This window comes from Winogradskyella haliclonae, from assembly GCF_014635865.1.
Lineage (GTDB): Bacteria > Bacteroidota > Bacteroidia > Flavobacteriales > Flavobacteriaceae > Winogradskyella > Winogradskyella haliclonae.
In genome coordinates, this window is the sequence record NZ_BMDQ01000003.1 from 91,748 (window position 1) to 111,847 (window position 20,100).

Here is a 20,100-nt window from a genome sequence, read left to right on the forward strand (position 1 = left end):
ACTATTTCAAGATTGTAAATTCTATTGAAGAGTCATTATACACTTTATGTGTTTGTGCTTTAAAGTCTTCATCTTTAGCCTTAAAGATATTATCTACATAGGTTTGTGGATTAGCATCTATATATGGAAAAAATGTGCTCTGCACTTGTACTTGAATCTTATGACCTTTTTTAAATGTATGAAACACATCTTGCAGCTTTAAATTAACAGCAGTCTTTTGGTTAGGCACAAAAGGTTCTGGGTTTGTCATACTATTTCTAAAGCGCCCTCTTATAACTTCACTACGCACTAGCATGTGGTAGTTACTTAATTTTAAATGGTCTTGCACATCTTCTGTATTCTCAGTATCTGCTGGGAAAACATCAATAATTTTTACAATCCAATCGGCTGCTGTTCCTGTTGTAGACACATTGAGTTTAGATAAAATATCGCCTGCAAGCGTGATATCATTTTCTAAAACTTCAGTTTCAAAAGTCAATACATCTGGACGTCGCGATGCAAAACGCTGGTCATCAGTCATAAATTTACGTGGTGTAAATACCACTTTAATATCTTCAGAATAAGGTACCGGTTTTTTTGGGTCACTCACAAAATCTGATGTTGCAATATTTCGTGTTGCTTGCTTAGTTAAACGCTCGTTCGGTTGTAACCAATAGCTCTCCTTAGTCGCATTCTCTGGTGGCCATTTTACGAATGATTGCCATTCTTTCTTTCCGGTATCAAACATTTGTGCTTCTGGCAAACCTGTTTCGCCATTAGCTTCACCCTTTAGAAAATGGTTAAAGAATTTTGTTTCAATCTCTTTCTGAAAATAATCTGAAAGATTATCTCCAAAATGTACATTGCCAATCACTTGTCTTTCACTCGTTCTTGCCCAATCGCCATGACTCCATGGCCCAAAGACAACCGTATTATAGTTATCACTATTAGCTTCAATACTCTTATATGTATTATATGGCCCATATAAATCTTCTGCATCAAATTGTCCACCTACAATCATTGTTGCTGGCTTGATATCTTTTAAATGCTGAATAATTCCTCGGCTCTGCCAAAACTCATCATAAGTAACATGCTCTTCTAATTGCGTCATAAACACATTGTCCTCACCGTAATAATCATCTAACTTACTTAACGGCATATGATCTAAAAAGAACTGGTACTGATCCTCTGTTTCTATATCAGGGAAACTATACCAAGCTTCTTTCGTTGGTGTGTCTTTCATATACCCAAACACCGACGTTGCTCTCCAATAACTCAACAAATAGGCGCCATTATGAATAAAATCATCAAAGAAAAAGTCTCCAATACAAGCTTGTGGGGACACTGCTTTTAACGCTGGATGCGAATCTAAAAGAGAGTATGTGGCGTAAAAACCTGGATAAGATATACCATAAGTCCCAACATTTCCATTGTTATTTTCCACATTATTAACTAACCATTCAATAGTATCATAGGTATCACTAGCTTCGTCAAATTGTGTCCCAGTTTTATTAGGTATATATGCACGCATATTATCGTAAACACCTTCACTATTCCAACGACCACGTACATCTTGATATACCATAATATTACCTTCTTCCATGAGGTACTTATTTGGTCCCAGCTTTGATTTATACTCGTTTTCACCATAAGGTCTACAACTGTATGGCGTACGCATCATTAAAATCGGATAGGTTTTAGAAGTATCTTTTGGACTATAGATTGTAGTATGTAATTTGATGCCGTCACGCATCTCTATCATTACTTCCTTTTTATTGTAATGGTCTTTGGCATAAGTGTCATCAGAAATACTGACTTTATTTGATGCCGTTTCGGCTTCAGTTAAATTAATGTCTTTTGTGTCTTTACAAGCTATCACAGAGATTGAAAACACAGCTACAAGAAAAATTCTTTTAATCATTGTGGTTGGTGATTTTGAATTAAAGCCTAAAGATAATTTTTTAGAACTATAAAAGTTTGAATGAAATGTTAAGGTCATTGAACTTTTATAGACCTTTAAATCTAAAGCTTATTAGCTTCTAAAGATGTGAACTGAAAGGAATTCCCATCAAACAAGCCTTTGTCTCCCAATTTTAATGACGGAATAACAAGCAATGCCATGAAAGATAAACTCATATAAGGCGCGTGTAGTTTACTTCCTAAATCTTTAGCCATTTTATCCAGTTCAGAGTATTGCTTCCCAATAGTTTTGGCATTTTGGTCACTCATAATTCCCGCTACAGGAAGTGGCACTACGCTTTCAGAATTATCTGAAACAGCGCAAATACCACCTTTATGCTCTATCAATAAATTTACCGCTTTACAGATAGCTTCGTCAGAAACACCAACAGCAATGATGTTATGAGAATCGTGACCTACAGAAGAAGCAATAGCACCTTCTTTTAACCCAAAGTTTTTGATAAATGCTATAGATGGTTTTTCATTTTGATAACGATTAACCACGGTCATCTTTAAAATATCAGTTTCTGTATTAGAGACAAGATTTCCATTTTCTATTTTAGTTTCACTGATAACTTCATTAGTAACTAACTCTCCATCTAAACATTCAATAACTCTAATTTTCGCTGCATTAGATTGAAATTCGAAATCTGAAATAGTTTTCTTATTTGTATTAAAGTTATTTAGAATTTCGAAATCTACATGCTTTACTTTTGACTGTCCGTTATCAAATACCAACTTACCATTGATATAAGTTTGAAGCGTTTTAAAAGCCTTTAAATCCTCAATAACAATGCAATCTGCTGCATCACCAACTTGAAGCAGGCCGACATCTAAATTATAGTGTTCGACTGGATTTATACAAGTTGCTTGCAATACCTTAAATACATCTATACCTTTTGCAACAGCTCGCTCAGCGAGTTGATTGATATGACCAAGTAATAAGTCGTCAGGATGTTTATCATCACTACAGAACATCATAGTCTTGAAATATTCAGGTAATAAATCAATCAAAGCATCAAAATTCTTCGCTGCGCTTCCTTCACGAATAATCACTTTCATACCTTTTTGAAGCTTTTCTAAAGCTTCATCATAAGAAAAACATTCGTGATCTGTGGAGATTCCAGCCAAAATGTATTTGTCTAAGTCCTCACAACGCAAACCAGGCGCATGACCATCAACCGGCTTATTAAAATATTTTGCCCATTCTATTTTTTTATGAACTTCTGCATCATCATAAATAACGCCAGGATAATTCATCATCTCCGCCAAATATTTAATATCTGGATGAGACAGTAACGTTTTTATGTCTTCAGAATCTATAACTGCTCCTGCTGATTCAAAAGGTGTTGCTGGCACACAACTTGGTGCGCCAAAATTGAACTTAAAAGGTGTTTTCTTGCCATTCTCTATCATGAACTCCACACCTTTAACACCAAGCACATTGGCTATTTCATGAGGATCAGATACTGTTGCAACTGTACCATGTTTTACTGCTATTTTTGCAAACTCAGATGGCACCAACATAGAACTCTCTATATGTATATGTGCATCTACAAAACCTGGAAGAATATAATGGTCCTCTTTACAGTCCTTTTCTATTATAGAACTAATCTTACCATTTTTAATAACGATTTCTCCTTTAAAGATTCTACGTTTAGGTATATCTACAATCTGTCCTCTTAATGTCAATTGAGTTCTATTTTTAAAATTTGTACTGTGCCTTCATCTACTTTAAATCGCTCATCTGTACGTTTACCAACGACCCAAACAATTTTATGATTAGAAGTTAAAACCCATGTGCCTTGTTTTTGAGAAGGTGTTAATTTTTCGTCCTTGAGGTACTTACTGACTTTTTTACTGCCACTCATACCGCTTGGACAAAACACATCACCTGTTTTCCATAGCCTTAATTCTAAAGAAAACTCTAGTTTATCCTTATCGATATAAATACTATTCTCCGAATTGTTTGAAGCTTCAGAAACGACTTCAAAAGTTAATATCCCTAATGAAGTATCTATCGGTTTAAAATCGTTAATCAGAAGAGATTCTGAAACAAGTTCAGAATCGCAAGTATTGGTCAAAATGAGTAAATCTCGGTGCTTAGTGAGTTTATGCGTATTAGATTGCACATACTTACCTGATTCAGCATCTAATAAGTTAACCACATCATTCCATCCTGTGAAGCCATAGTCTTTAAATATTTCAAAGAGATAGGCTTTGGAATTATTTACCTTTTTAAATTCTGAAATCTTATAACTCACGCCACTTTCATCAATCTCTACAATGGCACGTTTTGCAACTGCATTAAGACTTTCTTCAATAATATCTGCTGTATCGTTTAGATTTTCTAAGGTATTCTGAAAACTATCTAACAACTGTGGATTAACTTCCTTAAGAATAGGCACTACTTCGTGACGCAATTTATTTCTTAAATATTTCCGAGAGGTATTGCTACTATCTTGGCGCCATTCAATATCATGCTCTCTTGCATAAGCTTCGATGGTTTCACGAGAAAATGGTAATAATGGACGTACTATATTATCGTTAATCATTGGGATTCCTGTCAAGCCATTAAGGCCAGTTCCACGAGTAAAATTGATAAGGAATGTTTCTAGGTTATCATCGGCATGATGTGCAGTTAAAACATAATCAAAGTCTAATTGCGCTCTTAAATCCTTAAACCAACCGTAACGCAACTCTCGAGCTGCCATTTGGATGGAACGCTTGTTGCTTTTTGCATACGCTTCGGTATCAAATCGCTGTACAAATGCTTCAACCTCTAATTTTTCTGCTAATTGTAATACAAAATCTTCATCAGCATAACTTTCCTTTCCACGGAGTGAAAAATTACAATGCGCCATAGCAAAACCCAAGCCTAAATTCTTACATAAATATGCCAATACCACACTATCAATTCCACCAGAAATTGCTATGATTAGCTTGCTTTCTTTTAAGAATGAAAGCTCATGATTAATATGTTGCTCAAAAGATTTTAACACCTGCCAAAGTTATCGATTAATTCTCTAATACCTCACGCATGGCTTTTGCCTTAATAAGACATTCTTCGTACTCTTTTAATGGGTTACTCTTTGCAGTAATGGCACTACCCACAGAATACGATACATATTTTTGAGTTTGATTGTAGAGAATACTTCTGATGATAACATTAAAATCAAAATCTCCATCAGGTGTAAAATGACCAACTGACCCAGAATACAAACCGCGTTTCGTTTCTTCTAAATCCTCTATAATTTGCATAGCGGAAATTTTTGGAGCACCTGTCATGCTTCCCATTGGAAAAGTGGTTCTCAACAATTCGGCTGGTGTAACATTTTCTTTAACTTCTGAGACAACAGTAGAAATCATTTGATGTACTTGTAAAAATGAATATACTTTACACAACTCATCTACTTTGACACTTCCCTTTTTTGCGGTATAGGACAAATCGTTACGCACTAAATCAACAATCATAATATTTTCGCTACGCTCCTTATCATCTTTTGCTAAACCTTCTGCCAATTGCTTATCCTCTTTTTTGTTTTCTGAGCGTTTGGCTGTGCCTTTTATAGGTTGCGAAATTACTGTTGAACCTTGCTTCTTTAAATAACGTTCTGGTGACGCTGAGAGTAAATATTTATCATCCATTTTTAAGAATGTTGCAAAAGGCGGCTTAGAGATTTCATTAAGTTTATTAAAAGTTTCTATGGGTTGAATCTGCGTGTCTTCAGCATAAAACTCCTGACAAAAATTAGCTTCGTAAATGTCGCCGCGATGAATATGAGCCAGCATACGCTCTACTTTACTAAAGTATTCGTCTTTATGTATTCTAAGCTTTATTTTAATTTGACTTTCATTATTAGAGTTCTCATCTGAGTTTGAACAAATAAAAGCTTTGATGTCTTGTAAATCCGCTTCTATCTCATCATCAACCATTCGCAGATATTGTACTTCAACTTTATCACCCTTAATTAAAAAGAGCTTCTTAGGCTGAAAGAAATACAAATCTGGGAATTGTAATCCATCAAAATTATTAGACGTTAATGCTTCAATATCATTCTTTAAATCATAAGTTAAATACCCAAACAACCAATCTTTTGTCATAGACTGATAGTCATTTAGTTTCTTAAAAGCATTAGTATAATCAGTCTTTATTGAGGTAAAGGCATCTACAGCCAAAACTGCATCGTAAGTACTGTATTTTTCGTTATGATTATTAGAGTTCAACCAAACCACATCATCAAACTGTTGCGTCCAAAACAACAACTGCTGCTTAAAGTTTTCAATAGATTCTGGTTGGTGGGTTTTGCGTGTTCTCAATAGAAAAATAATTACCGCAAAATACCAAAATTTAAGCACCAAATGAAACCTTAACTATCCTTAGTCTACTAATTTTGAAACCCTATCTTTGTGCCATAAATTAAGATTGTGACTTTTAAAGATTTAAATTTAAATACACCGCTATATAATGCCTTAGACGATTTGGGTTTTGAAACACCAACACCTATTCAGGCAGAGTCGTTTAATGTTGTGGCTTCTGGAAAAGATGTTGTAGGTATTGCGCAAACAGGTACTGGTAAGACATATGCTTACATGCTACCTATTCTTAAGAACTTGAAATATTCGCGTCAAGAAAATCCAAGAGTTTTAGTTTTAGTACCTACTCGTGAGCTCGTTGTACAAGTCGTAAATGAGATTGAAAAACTTTCAAAGTACATTAACAATCGCGTGCTAGGCGTTTATGGAGGCACCAATATCAACACCCAAAAACAAGCCGTTGCTCAAGGTCTAGATATTTTGGTAGCTACTCCAGGGCGTTTATACGATTTGGCTGTTAGCCGGGTTTTGCAATTAAAATCGATACAGAAATTAGTTATAGATGAAGTTGATGTAATGCTAGATTTAGGTTTTAGACATCAACTGATGAATATTTTTGATATTCTACCTGAGCGCAGACAAAATATTATGTTCTCTGCTACTATGACAACTGATGTAGATGAATTAATTACAGATTTCTTTATCAACCCAACTAAGATATCAATTGCTGTTTCTGGTACACCTTTAGAGAATATTACACAATTGCGATACAATGTTCCAAATTTTTACACCAAAGTAAATTTATTGGAAGATTTACTCGCTGATAAGGACACCTACTCTCGAGTATTAATTTTTGTGGCTTACAAACGTATGGCTGACCGCTTGTTTGATAAGTTAGAAGAATTATTTCCTAGTCAAACTTGTGTCATTCACTCTAATAAAACGCAGAATTATAGACTACGTAGTATAGAGCAATTTCGTGAAGGCGAACATCGTCTTTTGGTAACTACAGATGTTATGGCTCGTGGTTTGGATATTGATGATGTTTCTCATGTGATAAATTTTGACACGCCTGATTACCCTGAAAATTACATGCACCGCATTGGTAGAACTGGACGTGCAGAACGTAAAGGGCAATCCATTTTACTATCTACAGAAAAAGAACAAGACTCTCGAGAACGAATTGAAAAACTGATGCAAATGCAGATAGGCGTTCTTGAAATTCCAGAATATGTCGAAATTTCGAAAGAGTTAATTGAAGAAGAACGTGATGTTATAAAAGAGCGTTACAACCCTACAAAACGCTCAGGAGATAATATTCCTGGCCCTGCATTTCATGAAAAGAAAGAAAAAAATCAAAAAGTGAATCTTGGCGGTTCTTACCGACGCGAAATGGCCAAAAAATATAAAAAGCCTAAAACACGTGGTGATAAAAATGCTAATCGAAGAAAGAAAAAACGGAGATAATATTAATTTAACGTTGTTTTAAATCGTCTTCAATATCACTAAGGTGATGTTTAAGTGCCTTGGATGAAATTTGAATTTCCCATATTAAAAAAGCCAAAGACATTATAAGTAATAGTAAAGCCAACCCAAATACCCAAACAGCTATTACATGATAATCTATATAAATTAAAAACATTGTTAATACGCAAAACAATAAGCTAGTAATGCCAAAAATTTGCATTTGACGTGTTAAATTTAACCTCAATTTTAAATTATTAATTTGTCGTATCAAAGAAGCTTCTTTGCGTTGCAAATATTTATCTCGTAGGTTTCTAATAACAGCGGCATATGCCAAAAACCGATTGGTATAGGCTAACATGATTAAAGAAATTGCAGAAAATAAAAGTGCAGGTGTGGTTAATGTTAATTCTTCCAAAAGCTATTTTTTAATTACCTCTAAAGATAAAAAAAGCGAACTGAAAAGTTCGCTTTACAAAACAAAATAACCATCTATGTACACTACAACCTTTTAAACATCAAAGGCTTTTCATCTCCTTTTGTAAATTTCACAGCATTAATTCCAGGATAAAAATCTAGTACAATTCCTAAAGGACCAAATGTAAATTGGTCTTTCTTAGTTGGTGTCAATTCTTTTAATTCGCTCTGTTCTGGAGCACCCATTAGAATAGTTCCATTTGCTTTGAATATTAATTTATAAGGTACTTCTTCACATGCATATTCACCTTCGTACTGTTTTATTTCCTCTTCCGACAGTTGAACCTCTGTAAAAACTGGTATGGTAATTGGTTGGCCTCCAAGAATTGAAAATGCAGACATCATAATTTGAATTTTTTTATAATCTAATCCATTGGCCACCAAAGCAATTGTCGTTTGCATTGTAGGAATATGTACTAAAACTGACTGAAAACCGTCAATTCCTCCCTCACTTGCATATACATCTAACCCATTAACATTAGCATAAAATAAACCATGACAAGTATCATTATTATTTGTCTTTTTCATGTTTTGTAAGCTTGAGTCTGATATTAATTGCCCAGAAAATAAAGCATTCATAAATTTCGTTAAATCAGCAGAAGTTGATACAATTGCGCCTGCACCACCTGGATTAGACATATCAGTTTCTAATTGTTTTGCCCAATATTTATAAGCTATAGAATACGAATAGCTTTCATTGCCTTTAGCACTAATTTTTCCTCCGTAATAAGTATCACTTAATCCAATCTTACCTGTAATTCTTTTTTTTAAAATTTGTGGATATAAATCCATGTCTAAAGCTTCTATAATGTATCCCAACAATAAATAATTAGTGTTACTGTAAGCTGTTTGCTCACCTGGATTAAAATCTACCTTATGTGCTTTTATGCGTTTCAACATTTGATTTTTCGTAGATGGCTTTAGCATCCATTCACCAAACTTTGGATCATTTGTAATATTAAATAGCCCTGAGCTATGATTTAAAAGATTAGTAATTGTAATACTTGAAGCGTTAGGAATATTTTTAAAAAAGTCTGATAATGGTGTTTCCAAACTAATTTTGCCTTCATCAATTAATTGGAAAATCATTACCGCCGTAAAAGCTTTTGTAATAGAACCAATTCTAAATTTTGTGCTCGCTGTGTTTTTAATTTTCTTTTCAAGATTCGCATAACCAATAGCTTTACTATAAACTTCATTACCGTTTTTAGTAATAGTCATTGTTCCCATGAGTTTGTTGTTGGTCTCAAGAACAGTCAAAAATTCGTCAAGTTGGTTTAAGTTTTGGGCATTTAGATTTAGAATGTTAACGAGTAATACGATAACAATGAGTAATCGTTTCATAAGTATATATTTTAAAGTGAATATGAGTTTAAGAATCTTGTATGATAGGTACATAAACAATGCTGTCTATGCCACTAAAAATTCAACAAGAATTTCTAAAGTTGCAAAGCTAATAGTAGCTTTTAGTTAATATTAGTATTTGATTTTTTGAAGGTTTATGTAATTGAAAATTTATTTTTAAGTATCCGGTATCTCAGGGATGTAAATAACATCAACATCAATTTCATTTCCATATTTAACTATAATTGAACATAAAACCGAAACGTTTTGCCCATTATGTATAGCAGGTTTCATAACTGGTATTTTTCTGAGTACTCTCAAAATTTCTGCTTGAACGTTCACTTCAGAATCTCTAACTTTCATACCTGTTCTATTCCCAGTTTGGTCAATTATAAAAAACGCATCGACCTGCTTTGGCTCTGAAAGGTCTAAATCTTCTAATATACTTAAGTTAAATTCTCGCTTTATAAATGTTGATACTTTATTATTAAAACATTCCTTCGTTTCTTCTACAGAAAGTCCCTCACAACCTTCATAGACGGGTGCTTTTTCTACATCTTTTAGTACCATTCTATTATCAGGACTATAATTTTCTAAACCGTCATTTTTTGATAAAATACTGCATAAACTCAATATTGCCTGTTCTTCTTCTTTAGTAATATTTCCTTGTACCATAACCTGTTCTTGCACAGCGTTGACTCTATTTATTAATTCGCTTTCTGATGAGTTTGATGATGACTTTTCTCCACATGATGAAAAAACGAGAAGTATCACAAGTATTGAAGTTAGTTTTGTTGTTTTAGTTTTCATCTTAATGCATCTATTATTTATTATCTATTGAACTTGAGCTCCACTTATAAGCTAAAATTCCAATACGTGCAATAGTAAAAGAAAACAAACCAAAAGTGATAGTTAGAAGCGATACTTTAAGTCCTCCCGAAAATAATTCTGGACTGACGTTACCCACAGCTTCTACCATATCGAACAATTGAATAATACCCATTACAGAAGCTAAGCAACCTATAACAAGCGCCACTATACTAGATTCCGCGGCTAGGTCAATCATTTTTTTTGCAGTTTCTTGTTGTTTACTTCGTTTTACAAAAGCCATAATCACAAATGCCAATGATAATAAAAATGCAATAAGAATAATGTACATACCTGGTCCACCTTCTTGTAAACGACCGACTAATAAGAATTTTGAAAGCATAATTTGTGTGTTTTAGTTTAATTTGAAACAAACATAGCGTATTGAATCATGGAAAAAAGTTTAATGCGACAGAAAACGAATTTAATTAGGGATTTAACATGAATGTCAAAACCAGTGCAAAACCTGTCATTCGTCTACAAAATATCAACAGCATTTAAAAATGCTCTATTATTGCAGAATATAATTAAGCATCTTGCATTTTAAATATACAGCATATCTAGTTCGGGTTGTACTTCACCTTATCTTTTGGTGTGGCATAGCTCTTTTTTTAACCTATATCATTGGGGTAGACAACACAATTAATAGCAATGTGTTTTATTTTTCATTGTTTCTTATGCCTGTAACTATTGGCTTAACGTATGTTTCGATATACAAACTTATTCCAGATTATCTCATTACAAAACGCTATTTCAGATTTGCATTATATACGTTGTATACATTAATTATTTCGGTTTTTGCCATTGCGCTTTCTATATTTTTCGGGATAGCTTATCTATCAGATTTTGAGTTTGGTGAAATGAATACCATCAACAGAAGCAGTGTTTTTATTATAATATGCATCTATTTAATAGTAATTGTTGTTAGTGCTTTTAAACTCTTGAAACTGAACTTAAAACAATCTAAAGCCAATGCTACACTCGAAGCTAAAATCCTTGAAGCACAGCTAAAATTAAAAGAGCAAGAGTTGAGCTATCTCAAAATGCAGATTCATCCACATTTTTTATTTAATACGTTGAATACATTGTATGGTTTTGCACTGAAGAAGTCCCAAACCACACCTGAGATGATTCTGAAACTGAGTAATCTACTAGATTATTTGCTTTACCAAGTTGATAAGCCATCAGTGCAACTATCTGAAGAAATCAATCATATTAAAGATTACATTAGTTTAGAGCAAATGCGTTTTAATGATACACTTAACGTTGTTTTTAATGCTGAAAGCTGTACCAAAAACATAAGCATTGCTCCAATGTTATTTTTACCATTTGTAGAAAACAGCTTTAAACACGGGAAGATTATTGATGGTGTTTTAGACATTGCTATTAATTTTGAATGCTCAGAAAATACTATCGATTTCAGAATATCTAATAGTCATGAAGAAGGAAACTCTAAACAGAAAGGTATTGGTTTGGTGAACATAAAGAAACGCTTAGAATTACTTTATAAAGGAAAATACGATTTGGTAATTTCTGAAACCAAAACGCGATATAATGTGCAACTAAAACTACAATTACCTCATGGCTAAACCAATTAATTGTATCATAGTAGATGATGAAGCAGTGGCAAGAGATATCATTGCTTTACACCTGTCAAAAATAGAACGAGTTTCTATAATTGCGCAATGTAGTAATGCGGTTGAAGCCTTTAATGCTATTAGCCAAAACAATATAGATTTAGTATTTCTGGACATAAATATGCCTGAGATTTCTGGGATTGCTTTTGCAAAATCAATAAACAAAAACGTTAAAGTGATTTTCACAACAGCTTATCGTGATTATGCCGTTGAAGGTTTTGATTTACAAGCTGTAGATTATGTCATGAAACCTATTTCATTTGAGCGCTTACTAAAAGCTGTTAACCGTTATTTTGAAATCTCAGACCTAAGGATCCATGAAAAATCAGTTACTCTAGAAACCCAAGATTTTATTTTTGTCCGTTCGGATAGACAAATGCAGAAAATAGATTTTGAGCGTATCATCTATGTAGAAAGTTATAGTGATTATATTAAGATACATTGTAAAGACAAGTCTATTGTTACCCGTGAAACTATTAGCAATATAGAAGCTAAACTCCCCAAATCTCAATTTTTACGGATACATCGTTCTTATATCATTGCTGTAAAAGAAATTAGTGCTTTTACCAATGAATTTGTCTCCATAGCCAACCAATCACTAACCATAAGTCGTAGCTATAAGTCTGAAGTTTTAAAACGATTGGAGAAGTTTTAGAAGAGTTACGCTTATCGGTAGCGCATAAGAGCAGTAGCAGATTTGCTACTACTTTTTGAATTACAATAAAGCCTAATAAAGGAAAAAATGGTACAAGTTTTTACTTGTACCGCTATTGTTTTTATACAAAGTTGTATAGCGTACTTTTTACATTTTCTCTCTAATTCGGTTACCATCCAATGCAATGTAAGTTTTTAAAGATTAAACATCAATAATTAAAACAATTGACTTATAAACAGTTATGAACAAATAAGCGATTCAAGTAAAAGTGAGTTTGGAAGCTTTTAATATTAGATAATACTGAGTATTATTTCAAAGGTTTTTCTTTAAAAGCTTCTCGATTTCTTCTTTAGGATACTCATATTTTGGATTCATTCTAAGTGCTTTTTTGTGCCACTGAATAGCTTGGTCTATGCTATCTAGTTCCTTATATGCATCACCAACGCTAGAAACCCATCCCGCATAGTCTGGATCAACCTCAACCAAAAAAAGAAATACATCTAACGCTGCTTTTGGTTGATTTCTATCAATTAACCAATAGCCTAAATCATCTAAATAACTGTCATTAAAATCATAGTCTTTAACTGCCTTTCTTTTTTCAGTAAAATAAACCTCTTTTACTTTTTCAATATCTTCTGCAATTATGTAGTTTTTGAGTTTATAATGTATCGGCGCACTAACCGTAATTGAATCATTAAAAACACTATTTCTTATGATTGTAGCAATACTTTTTGATGTTTGAAAGTTGTTCGTATTTACCATCAATGTAATAGCAACTTTACTATCAGGCATAAAGCCAAAAAACGTATGGTAACCTGTATCATTTCCTGAATGATACACAAAAGAATTATCATTTATGGTTCCTAAAAACCAACTTAAACCTACTTTACGCTGACCCTCTGGGGTTTGTATTGTCGTTAATAATTTATAAGAATCTTCAGAATAAATACGTTTACCATTAATGATGCCTTTGTTAAGGTTAACTCTTGCCCAAAGCAGCATATCATCAACATTGCTATGTAATGTAGAGCTTCCTGCATGTCTTCTATTATAAGGATAAATTTTACTTACCTCAATTTGTAAACTATCATCCAAAACATGAGGGCTAGTAGCTAATTCTTTTGATACTTCTGGTTTAAAAAATGTACTATTAACCATTCCTATAGGCTCAAAAATATTCTGCTTCATATAGGCTTCAAATGTCATTCCCGAAACTTTAGAAATCACATCACAAAGAATATCAAATGCTGGATTGCTATAACTATATTCTGTACCAGGTATAAAATCGAGTTCAAATCCATTTTGGCTTCTGGCATAGCGCTCTGCAGCACCATCATCGTATTGTGGTTTATCCCATTCATAATCGTTTATATTTGGAATTCCAGATGTATGACTTAACATATGCCGAATCGTAATGTCTTTATAACGCTCATCTGCCATTGTATAATAGGGCAAATAATGTGTCAATTTTTCATCCAAATCTATCTTTCCTTCTTCTACAAGCTGAACCACGGCAGTCGCTACAAAAGGCTTTGAGACAGATGCCATATGAAATATAGATTTTGTAGTGAGTGCTTCTTTGGTATTAATGCTTTGTACACCATGAGCATTCGCATAAACAATAGTATCATTTTTAATCATCCCAACCGCAATACCTGGCACTTCAAAAAGCTCTTTTTGTTTGAGCACTAGTTCTTGTATTGCAAATACTTCTGGCGAAAGTGTTTGTTTTTCTTCTTGTTTACAGCTAACCAATAAAAATAAGAGCGTGGAGAAATAGAATAATTTTTTCATTTTTTTGAGCTTAATAGTTATTACAAATAGACTGGTTGGTAAAAGTATGAGAATAGTTATTTTAATTGATTTTTTTCAAGATTATTAATAATATACTGAACACCTTGTACCCAATTGGCTTCAACAAGAGTTACTGCAGATTTAATGTCATTAGAAACCAAAAGGCTAATAATCTTTTCATGCATCGCTATAGATATCATTTTTTGATCTTCATTCCAAAAGGTATAATCATACATACTAATTCTTACTCTTAAGTTTTCAATTATTTTAATAGCCGATTCATTCGTATAAGTTTCAATAAGCTTTTGATGAAATTGCCTATCATAATCCAACATTTCTATGGCACTTTCAGCCTTTACAAAGGCTGAATTGATGTTTCTCAGTTCATTTATTTGTTGGTTATTGTAAAGTGATTTTTTTACAGCATTGCCCTCTAGAATAGCCATCAAGTCATAAATCTCTTTTGCTTCTTTTATAGACAGTTCCATAACAAAAAAACCTCTGTTAGCGATGTAAGTAATAATTCCCGTTTCAGATAGCTGAGTTAAGGCTTCACGAATTGGTGTCACACTTAATTCTAATTCTCTAGCTATTGTAGGAAGTGAAATGCGTTCACCTGGTTTTATACTACCAATCAGGATATACTCTAAAAGGATTTTTTTGACCTCATCTTTTAAAATTATTTTCTTTAGCATAATTACAAATATAATATATCGTATATGATTTTGTTATATTTTAATTAAAAATATTATAACTGAACAAAGTTTTGATTTATTTATGACAAGTAGAAATATTAATATTCTTAAAAAAGCTTTACAACATTAAGGTTAGAATCAATCACAATTGTGTTTATCGTTTGACAAAAAAACAAGTTTAGATTAAATAAATAAAGTTAGGCTTAAGAAAACTAAATCGAGTGATTTATAATCAGTACCAAAAACTAAGATTTATAGGCATCATATTTAGCCAACTCTATTTCAACAATCGCTTCCCACTTTTCTTGAGTATCCTTCTTTTCGCCTTTTTGAGTATCTGCATCATAACGTTCTTGGAATAGTTGGTACTCCAAAAAAGTAGCATCAAAAAGTGCTCTTGCTCTATCAATATCTTTACTGGTAATACTATTATCTGCTAGAGTTTTCCGTAATTTTCTAGTAAAGATTTCTGTGATATCGAAATGAATTTGCTCATGACGCAACACATAATCATTCCTATGTTTTGGCAATCCCCAACTTTTAAAAGTATTAAATGTGTTATGTACAATAATTTCTGACGCCTTAAAAGGATTAAAGCTAGACTCAATACCAAAACCTGAGTTTGTAATGGCTAATGTATTTGGAAAAGCTTCAGTATCTGGCTCGCCTTTAAAATCATCCCAGGTGAGTCTTCTACTCTCACTCCATTCTATTTTTGTTTCGTATTGTTTTAGGTTGTCTACCTTGTAAATTTTTCCCCATAACCTAAAACAACTACTCCATTTACTAGGTTCTTTTAGCTGCGTTATCTTCACCAGATTAGCTCCCGATGCGCGTGCGATATTTTTTAAATTTTCAACATTTTGGTAATAGCCACAATTTACCGAAAAGCCATTATCCTTAGCGCTAACTTCTCCTATAAGTTGTCCATCAATATCTTGGTTATCGGCGAGCTCTAAAACAACAATTAATGCAGTCTTTGCTAATGGTTCTAGCTTGGTAACAACGTTACTTTTTAGTTTGGGTGAACACGTCACAAAAACTAAAGACAAACATACTATCAGTATATATGACTTATTGGTACAAAACATATCGTGGTGGGGTTATTGCGTTTAATTTTAATGTCACTAGCATTTGACCTCTATGATGCGTGATATGATCGGCTAGCAACATCAATATTTGTCGTTTTGTTCTATTTAGTCCAAAATAATCTAATCGTTCAGATAACTGCCTTGTATCTAAATTGGTAATTAGCTTTATGGTCTCATCAAAGGTTTCATCGATAAGTTTTATCATATCTTCTTTGGACTTATTTTTTGTTTTAAAAACTTTGTCTGTTTGCCAAACTCTAGCTTCTCTTCCTCCCAATAAGGATTGACTATGCCAGTCCATCGCATATCCTATATGCAGCAAATTTTCTGCAAAACTCATTGACTCTTGTGTTACTTTAGAATTATACTTTTCTTCAGGAAGTAATTCTGCTACTTTAAGCACATACTTTCTTGAGTTTTCTAGTCGCTCCAAATATTCTTTGATGTAAATAGCGTCTTGGGCTTCTATTGGAAGGCTAAAAAGGCCAGTGAAAGCAATGGTAATTATTATCAATGTCTTTTTCATTCTATAAAAATAAAAAAAGCGAATCTTTCGACCCGCTTTTTCTAGTATTAAGATTCTGAAACAACACTTTAACAAGCCCAGTGCTGCGGTTCAGAATGGAAAATCAATTTTAAACATGTAAAGCTCTATTATCAGTAGCGGCTAAAGCGGCTTCTTTTACAGCTTCTGCGAATGTAGGATGTGCATGTGAATATCTTGAAATATCTTCGGCAGATGCTCTAAACTCCATTGCAGTTACGGCTTCAGCAATTAAATCTGCACAACGTGCACCAATCATATGCACGCCCAAAACCTCATCAGTAGTTTTATCTGCTAAGATTTTTACAAACCCATCAATATCACCACTTGCTCTAGCTCGACCTAAAGCTCTAAAAGGAAATTGACCTACTTTATACGCTGTACCAGCTTCCTTTAATTCTTCTTCTGTTTTACCAACCGCCGCGACTTCTGGCCATGTGTAAACAACACCTGGTATTAAATTATAATCGATATGTGGTTTTTGTCTTGCTAAAGTTTCAGCAACAAAAACACCTTCTTCTTCAGCTTTGTGAGCTAGCATTGCGCCTCTTATGACGTCTCCAATAGCATAAATATTAGAGACTGATGTTTGTAAATGTTCGTTAACTTCTACTTGCCCTCTATCGTTAATCTTAACACCTGCAGCTTCAGCATTTAAGCCATCTGTATATGGACGACGACCAACTGAAACTAAACAGTAATCGCCTTTAAATTCTACAACTTCGCCTTTTTTATTTTCAGCTTTTACAATAACCTCATCACCTTTGCGCTCAACAGATTGCACTTTGTGAGACATCATCATCTTACACTTAGCTTTCTTAAAAACTTTATTTAGCTCTTTAGATAAACCTGCATCCATCGTTGGTAAAATACGATCCATATATTCTACAACCGTTACTTGCGCACCTAATCTGTAATATACCTGTCCTAGCTCAAGACCAATAACACCACCTCCAATAACAATCATATGTTTTGGTACTTCTTTTAGTTTCAAAGCTTCAGTAGATGTAATGATACGCTCTTTATCAAGCTCTATAAATGGCAAGTTACTTGGTTTACTACCTGTTGCAATAATCGTATTTTTGGCTTCAATAGTTTCAGTAGAACCGTCCGCCTTAGCAATGTTTACGTGAGTTGCATCTTTAAAAGACCCTAAACCTTCGTACACATCGATATTGTTTTTCTTCATCAAGAAATCGATACCTCCAGTGGTTTGGTCGACAACGGCTTGCTTGCGTGCAATCATCTTTTCTAAATTCACCTTGATGTCTCCAGGAATTTCAATGCCGTGGTCAGCAAAATGCTTAGTTGCTTCCTCATAATGATGAGAAGAACTTAAAAGTGCTTTACTAGGAATACATCCTACGTTAAGACATGTACCACCAAGTGTTGAGTATTTTTCGATTATTGCGGTTTTCATTCCTAGTTGAGCACAACGAATTGCTGCAACATATCCACCAGGACCAGAACCTATAACTACGACATCGTATGAATTCATAAGAAGTTTTTTATCTGATTAAAAACGGATACAAAAATACAACTTAGAATAAAGATTTACGAATTTTTAAAAGGCATTATTTTGATAGAAATCGAATTACTTTTTCTTCTCAATGTCATTTAAAACCCATTCTAATTCTGGGTCGATATTATTGAGCCTATCTTGATACGTTGGAATAATCTCAACATCTGGTTTTATACCATAACCATCTGGCGATGTTTTAAATTTTGAATCGATATGCATTAAACCAATTCTTGCACTTATCTTAGTATTAGGCAATTCATAAACTTTATAATATCCCGCTACTGTTCCATTATACGCACCACCAGTTTCTTCTCCTACAAATGTCGCTCGATTACTACCTTGAAGTTGCGTTGACAAAATTGAAGATGCCGAAAAAGAATTACCATTAATTAATACATAGATATTTCCCTTAAAATTAAGAGGATTAGCTTCTCTTTCTTTAGCTGCTTTAAATTTAAAATACAATTGACCGTCTTTTTTACTGGATCTTAGCAAATTGTTAGGAATAAGGTATGGAGATGCCAAACCAGCAAAAAACTTAGTAACTACTGAAGTAGAATTGCTCATTAATGCTTTTAATATTGGAATACGGCTATTGGCTTCGCTTTTATTTATTAACGTAAAGTTTTTATCCGTTAAATAGGAATAGAACCATCGGATTTCATTTAATCGGCCTCCAAAATTATTTCTAAGGTCAATAACTAAATTTTTTGTTCCAAGAGAATCTAGTGTTGCAAAGGTTTCTTCGTAAAAATCTTTGTATTTACCACGTCCAAAACCTCTAATTTTTATAAGTGCTGTGGTACTATCCTTACCAACAAAAGAAAGATTTCTATTATAAAGCTTAGTCGTGTAATTATAACCGTATTTTTTATAATCTTTTCGTTTCTGCTTCCATTCTAGCTTTTTTGCTTTCTTTTTTGCCTTTCTTTCTGCTTTAGTAAGTTTAGGTTTAATTTGTTTTAAAGAATCTGTTTTCGCAGAGTCTACAACACTCTTTTTTTCTGCTTTAGCAATACGCTTATACTTTTTTATAAATGTAGAATCGGTATTACGCAACTTAAACGTAATACTATCAAAACGTCCATTGTCTTGTATATAATACCCTAAAAATCTATAGCCAGCTACTCTATCATGAAAGGTTGTATTGTATCCGTCTGAAGCGATGGTTTTCTTATATTTCTTCATTAAATCTAGAGGATTCTGTCCATTAACTTCTAAGACTTCTGCATTGATTAAAACGGAGTCTTTTCCCCTAGCATTTCTTATAATTAATTTTTTATCTAAATATTCGAAATCTAAATTAGAAACTTCAAACTTTGTTTTACGGCGTGCTTTACGCTGTTTCCTATTGAATTTTGTTGATGGCGGTGATAAAGACATATGTCCCTGACCAACAAACTTAGTCACTTTTGCTAATTCTTTATGAAATGTGCGGCTTGTCATTGGTGACGTAATTGCCGTTTTTAAACTATCAAATTTAAAATCTAACGTCTCCTTTGGTGTAAATTGATATAGTCTAGGATGTAGACGTTGTAGTTGTTTGTATACTTTATCTACATCTTCTCGTAAATCTTCAACAGGGTGCATTTTGGTAACAGCTTCATTATAACTTTCAATACTTCCGCAAGATGATACTATAATTGATATGCTTAATAAGAATAAAAATTTCTTCATTTTTATGACTTTAAATTGATGAATTAAAAATAGTGCCTTTCCCATAAAGACGTCAACTATTAAACAAAGGTTGCCTGA

At 33.3% G+C, this 20,100-nt stretch carries 17 protein-coding genes; 3 read left to right on the forward strand and 14 right to left on the reverse strand.

Translation table 11 applies throughout. The features are described from left to right. Position 1: 1 nt before the first annotated feature. The 4 genes from IEV10_RS10885 to IEV10_RS10900 form a co-directional block, all read right to left on the reverse strand. Positions 2-1,900 carry a CocE/NonD family hydrolase gene (locus IEV10_RS10885; RefSeq protein WP_188374765.1) on the reverse strand — a complete coding sequence of 633 codons (1,899 nt, stop codon included), beginning with the start codon at positions 1,898-1,900 and terminating at the stop codon, positions 2-4. A 101-nt stretch (positions 1,901-2,001) separates the two neighbouring features. Further along, complete coding sequence (ade, locus tag IEV10_RS10890; protein ID WP_188374766.1) at positions 2,002-3,630, reverse strand: adenine deaminase; 1,629 nt, start codon at positions 3,628-3,630, stop codon at positions 2,002-2,004. Next, on the reverse strand, positions 3,627-4,940 hold the full coding sequence (gene tilS / locus IEV10_RS10895; protein ID WP_188374767.1) for a tRNA lysidine(34) synthetase TilS: 1,314 nt from the start codon (positions 4,938-4,940) through the stop codon (positions 3,627-3,629). The genes ade and tilS overlap by 4 nt, the downstream gene beginning before the upstream one ends. A 16-nt stretch (positions 4,941-4,956) precedes the next feature. After that, positions 4,957-6,258 carry an anthranilate synthase component I family protein gene (locus IEV10_RS10900; RefSeq protein ID WP_188374768.1) on the reverse strand — a complete coding sequence of 434 codons (1,302 nt, stop codon included), beginning with the start codon at positions 6,256-6,258 and terminating at the stop codon, positions 4,957-4,959. A gap of 108 nt (positions 6,259-6,366) precedes the next feature. On the opposite strand from IEV10_RS10900, the gene IEV10_RS10905 reads away from it, so the two are divergent. Beyond that, positions 6,367-7,722, forward strand: coding sequence for a DEAD/DEAH box helicase (locus IEV10_RS10905; protein WP_188374769.1), 1,356 nt, complete (start codon positions 6,367-6,369; stop codon positions 7,720-7,722). A gap of 7 nt (positions 7,723-7,729) precedes the next feature. Here IEV10_RS10905 and IEV10_RS10910 read toward each other — a convergent pair whose 3' ends face one another. From IEV10_RS10910 to IEV10_RS10925, 4 genes are all read right to left on the reverse strand, one after another. After that, the gene (locus tag IEV10_RS10910; RefSeq protein WP_188374770.1) at positions 7,730-8,137 is read right to left on the reverse strand and encodes a DUF2721 domain-containing protein; all 408 of its coding nucleotides are present in this window, start codon (positions 8,135-8,137) and stop codon (positions 7,730-7,732) included. 83 nt (positions 8,138-8,220) lie between these two features. Beyond that, complete coding sequence (locus tag IEV10_RS10915; RefSeq protein ID WP_188374771.1) at positions 8,221-9,540, reverse strand: serine hydrolase domain-containing protein; 1,320 nt, start codon at positions 9,538-9,540, stop codon at positions 8,221-8,223. Positions 9,541-9,717: 177 nt separating this feature from the next. Continuing rightward, entirely contained in the window at positions 9,718-10,350 is a 633-nt protein-coding gene (locus IEV10_RS10920; protein WP_188374772.1) for a hypothetical protein, read from the reverse strand. A 13-nt stretch (positions 10,351-10,363) separates the two neighbouring features. Then, the gene (locus IEV10_RS10925) at positions 10,364-10,750 is read right to left on the reverse strand and encodes a MotA/TolQ/ExbB proton channel family protein (RefSeq protein WP_188374773.1); all 387 of its coding nucleotides are present in this window, start codon (positions 10,748-10,750) and stop codon (positions 10,364-10,366) included. A gap of 334 nt (positions 10,751-11,084) precedes the next feature. On the opposite strand from IEV10_RS10925, the gene IEV10_RS10930 reads away from it, so the two are divergent. Next, positions 11,085-11,996, forward strand: a complete 912-nt coding sequence (locus IEV10_RS10930; protein ID WP_229719690.1) for a sensor histidine kinase — start codon at positions 11,085-11,087, stop codon at positions 11,994-11,996. Next, complete coding sequence (locus tag IEV10_RS10935; RefSeq protein WP_188374774.1) at positions 11,989-12,699, forward strand: LytR/AlgR family response regulator transcription factor; 711 nt, start codon at positions 11,989-11,991, stop codon at positions 12,697-12,699. Before IEV10_RS10930 ends, IEV10_RS10935 begins: the two co-directional genes overlap by 8 nt. 312 nt (positions 12,700-13,011) lie before the next feature. Here IEV10_RS10935 and IEV10_RS10940 read toward each other — a convergent pair whose 3' ends face one another. The 6 genes from IEV10_RS10940 to IEV10_RS10965 all read right to left on the reverse strand — a co-directional run bounded on the left by IEV10_RS10940 (position 13,012) and on the right by IEV10_RS10965 (position 20,022). Then, positions 13,012-14,493, reverse strand: a complete 1,482-nt coding sequence (locus tag IEV10_RS10940; RefSeq protein WP_188374775.1) for a serine hydrolase — start codon at positions 14,491-14,493, stop codon at positions 13,012-13,014. 56 nt (positions 14,494-14,549) lie between these two features. Beyond that, positions 14,550-15,188 carry a GntR family transcriptional regulator gene (locus tag IEV10_RS10945; RefSeq protein WP_188374776.1) on the reverse strand — a complete coding sequence of 213 codons (639 nt, stop codon included), beginning with the start codon at positions 15,186-15,188 and terminating at the stop codon, positions 14,550-14,552. A 245-nt stretch (positions 15,189-15,433) separates the two neighbouring features. Beyond that, positions 15,434-16,240, reverse strand: coding sequence for a hypothetical protein (locus tag IEV10_RS10950; RefSeq protein WP_188374777.1), 807 nt, complete (start codon positions 16,238-16,240; stop codon positions 15,434-15,436). Positions 16,241-16,262: 22 nt separating this feature from the next. Then, entirely contained in the window at positions 16,263-16,805 is a 543-nt protein-coding gene (locus tag IEV10_RS10955; protein ID WP_188374778.1) for a DinB family protein, read from the reverse strand. A gap of 109 nt (positions 16,806-16,914) precedes the next feature. Further along, positions 16,915-18,321, reverse strand: coding sequence for a dihydrolipoyl dehydrogenase (lpdA, locus tag IEV10_RS10960; protein WP_188374779.1), 1,407 nt, complete (start codon positions 18,319-18,321; stop codon positions 16,915-16,917). A 96-nt stretch (positions 18,322-18,417) separates the two neighbouring features. Next, positions 18,418-20,022, reverse strand: coding sequence for a S41 family peptidase (locus IEV10_RS10965; protein ID WP_229719691.1), 1,605 nt, complete (start codon positions 20,020-20,022; stop codon positions 18,418-18,420). Positions 20,023-20,100: the final 78 nt, after the last annotated feature.

Excerpts from the sequence above, each read along its gene's own strand:
- IEV10_RS10885 (WP_188374765.1), bottom strand. The coding sequence starts at position 1,900 with ATGATTAAAAGAATTTTTCTTGTAGCTGTGTTTTCAATCTCTGTGATA.
- IEV10_RS10915 (WP_188374771.1), bottom strand. The coding sequence starts at position 9,540 with ATGAAACGATTACTCATTGTTATCGTATTACTCGTTAACATTCTAAAT.
- IEV10_RS10920 (WP_188374772.1), bottom strand. The coding sequence starts at position 10,350 with ATGAAAACTAAAACAACAAAACTAACTTCAATACTTGTGATACTTCTC.
- IEV10_RS10925 (WP_188374773.1), bottom strand. The coding sequence starts at position 10,750 with ATGCTTTCAAAATTCTTATTAGTCGGTCGTTTACAAGAAGGTGGACCA.
- IEV10_RS10930 (WP_229719690.1), top strand. The coding sequence starts at position 11,085 with ATGCCTGTAACTATTGGCTTAACGTATGTTTCGATATACAAACTTATT.
- IEV10_RS10935 (WP_188374774.1), top strand. The coding sequence starts at position 11,989 with ATGGCTAAACCAATTAATTGTATCATAGTAGATGATGAAGCAGTGGCA.
- IEV10_RS10940 (WP_188374775.1), bottom strand. The coding sequence starts at position 14,493 with ATGAAAAAATTATTCTATTTCTCCACGCTCTTATTTTTATTGGTTAGC.
- IEV10_RS10945 (WP_188374776.1), bottom strand. The coding sequence starts at position 15,188 with ATGCTAAAGAAAATAATTTTAAAAGATGAGGTCAAAAAAATCCTTTTA.
- IEV10_RS10955 (WP_188374778.1), bottom strand. The coding sequence starts at position 16,805 with ATGAAAAAGACATTGATAATAATTACCATTGCTTTCACTGGCCTTTTT.
- lpdA (WP_188374779.1), bottom strand. The coding sequence starts at position 18,321 with ATGAATTCATACGATGTCGTAGTTATAGGTTCTGGTCCTGGTGGATAT.
- IEV10_RS10965 (WP_229719691.1), bottom strand. The coding sequence starts at position 20,022 with ATGAAGAAATTTTTATTCTTATTAAGCATATCAATTATAGTATCATCT.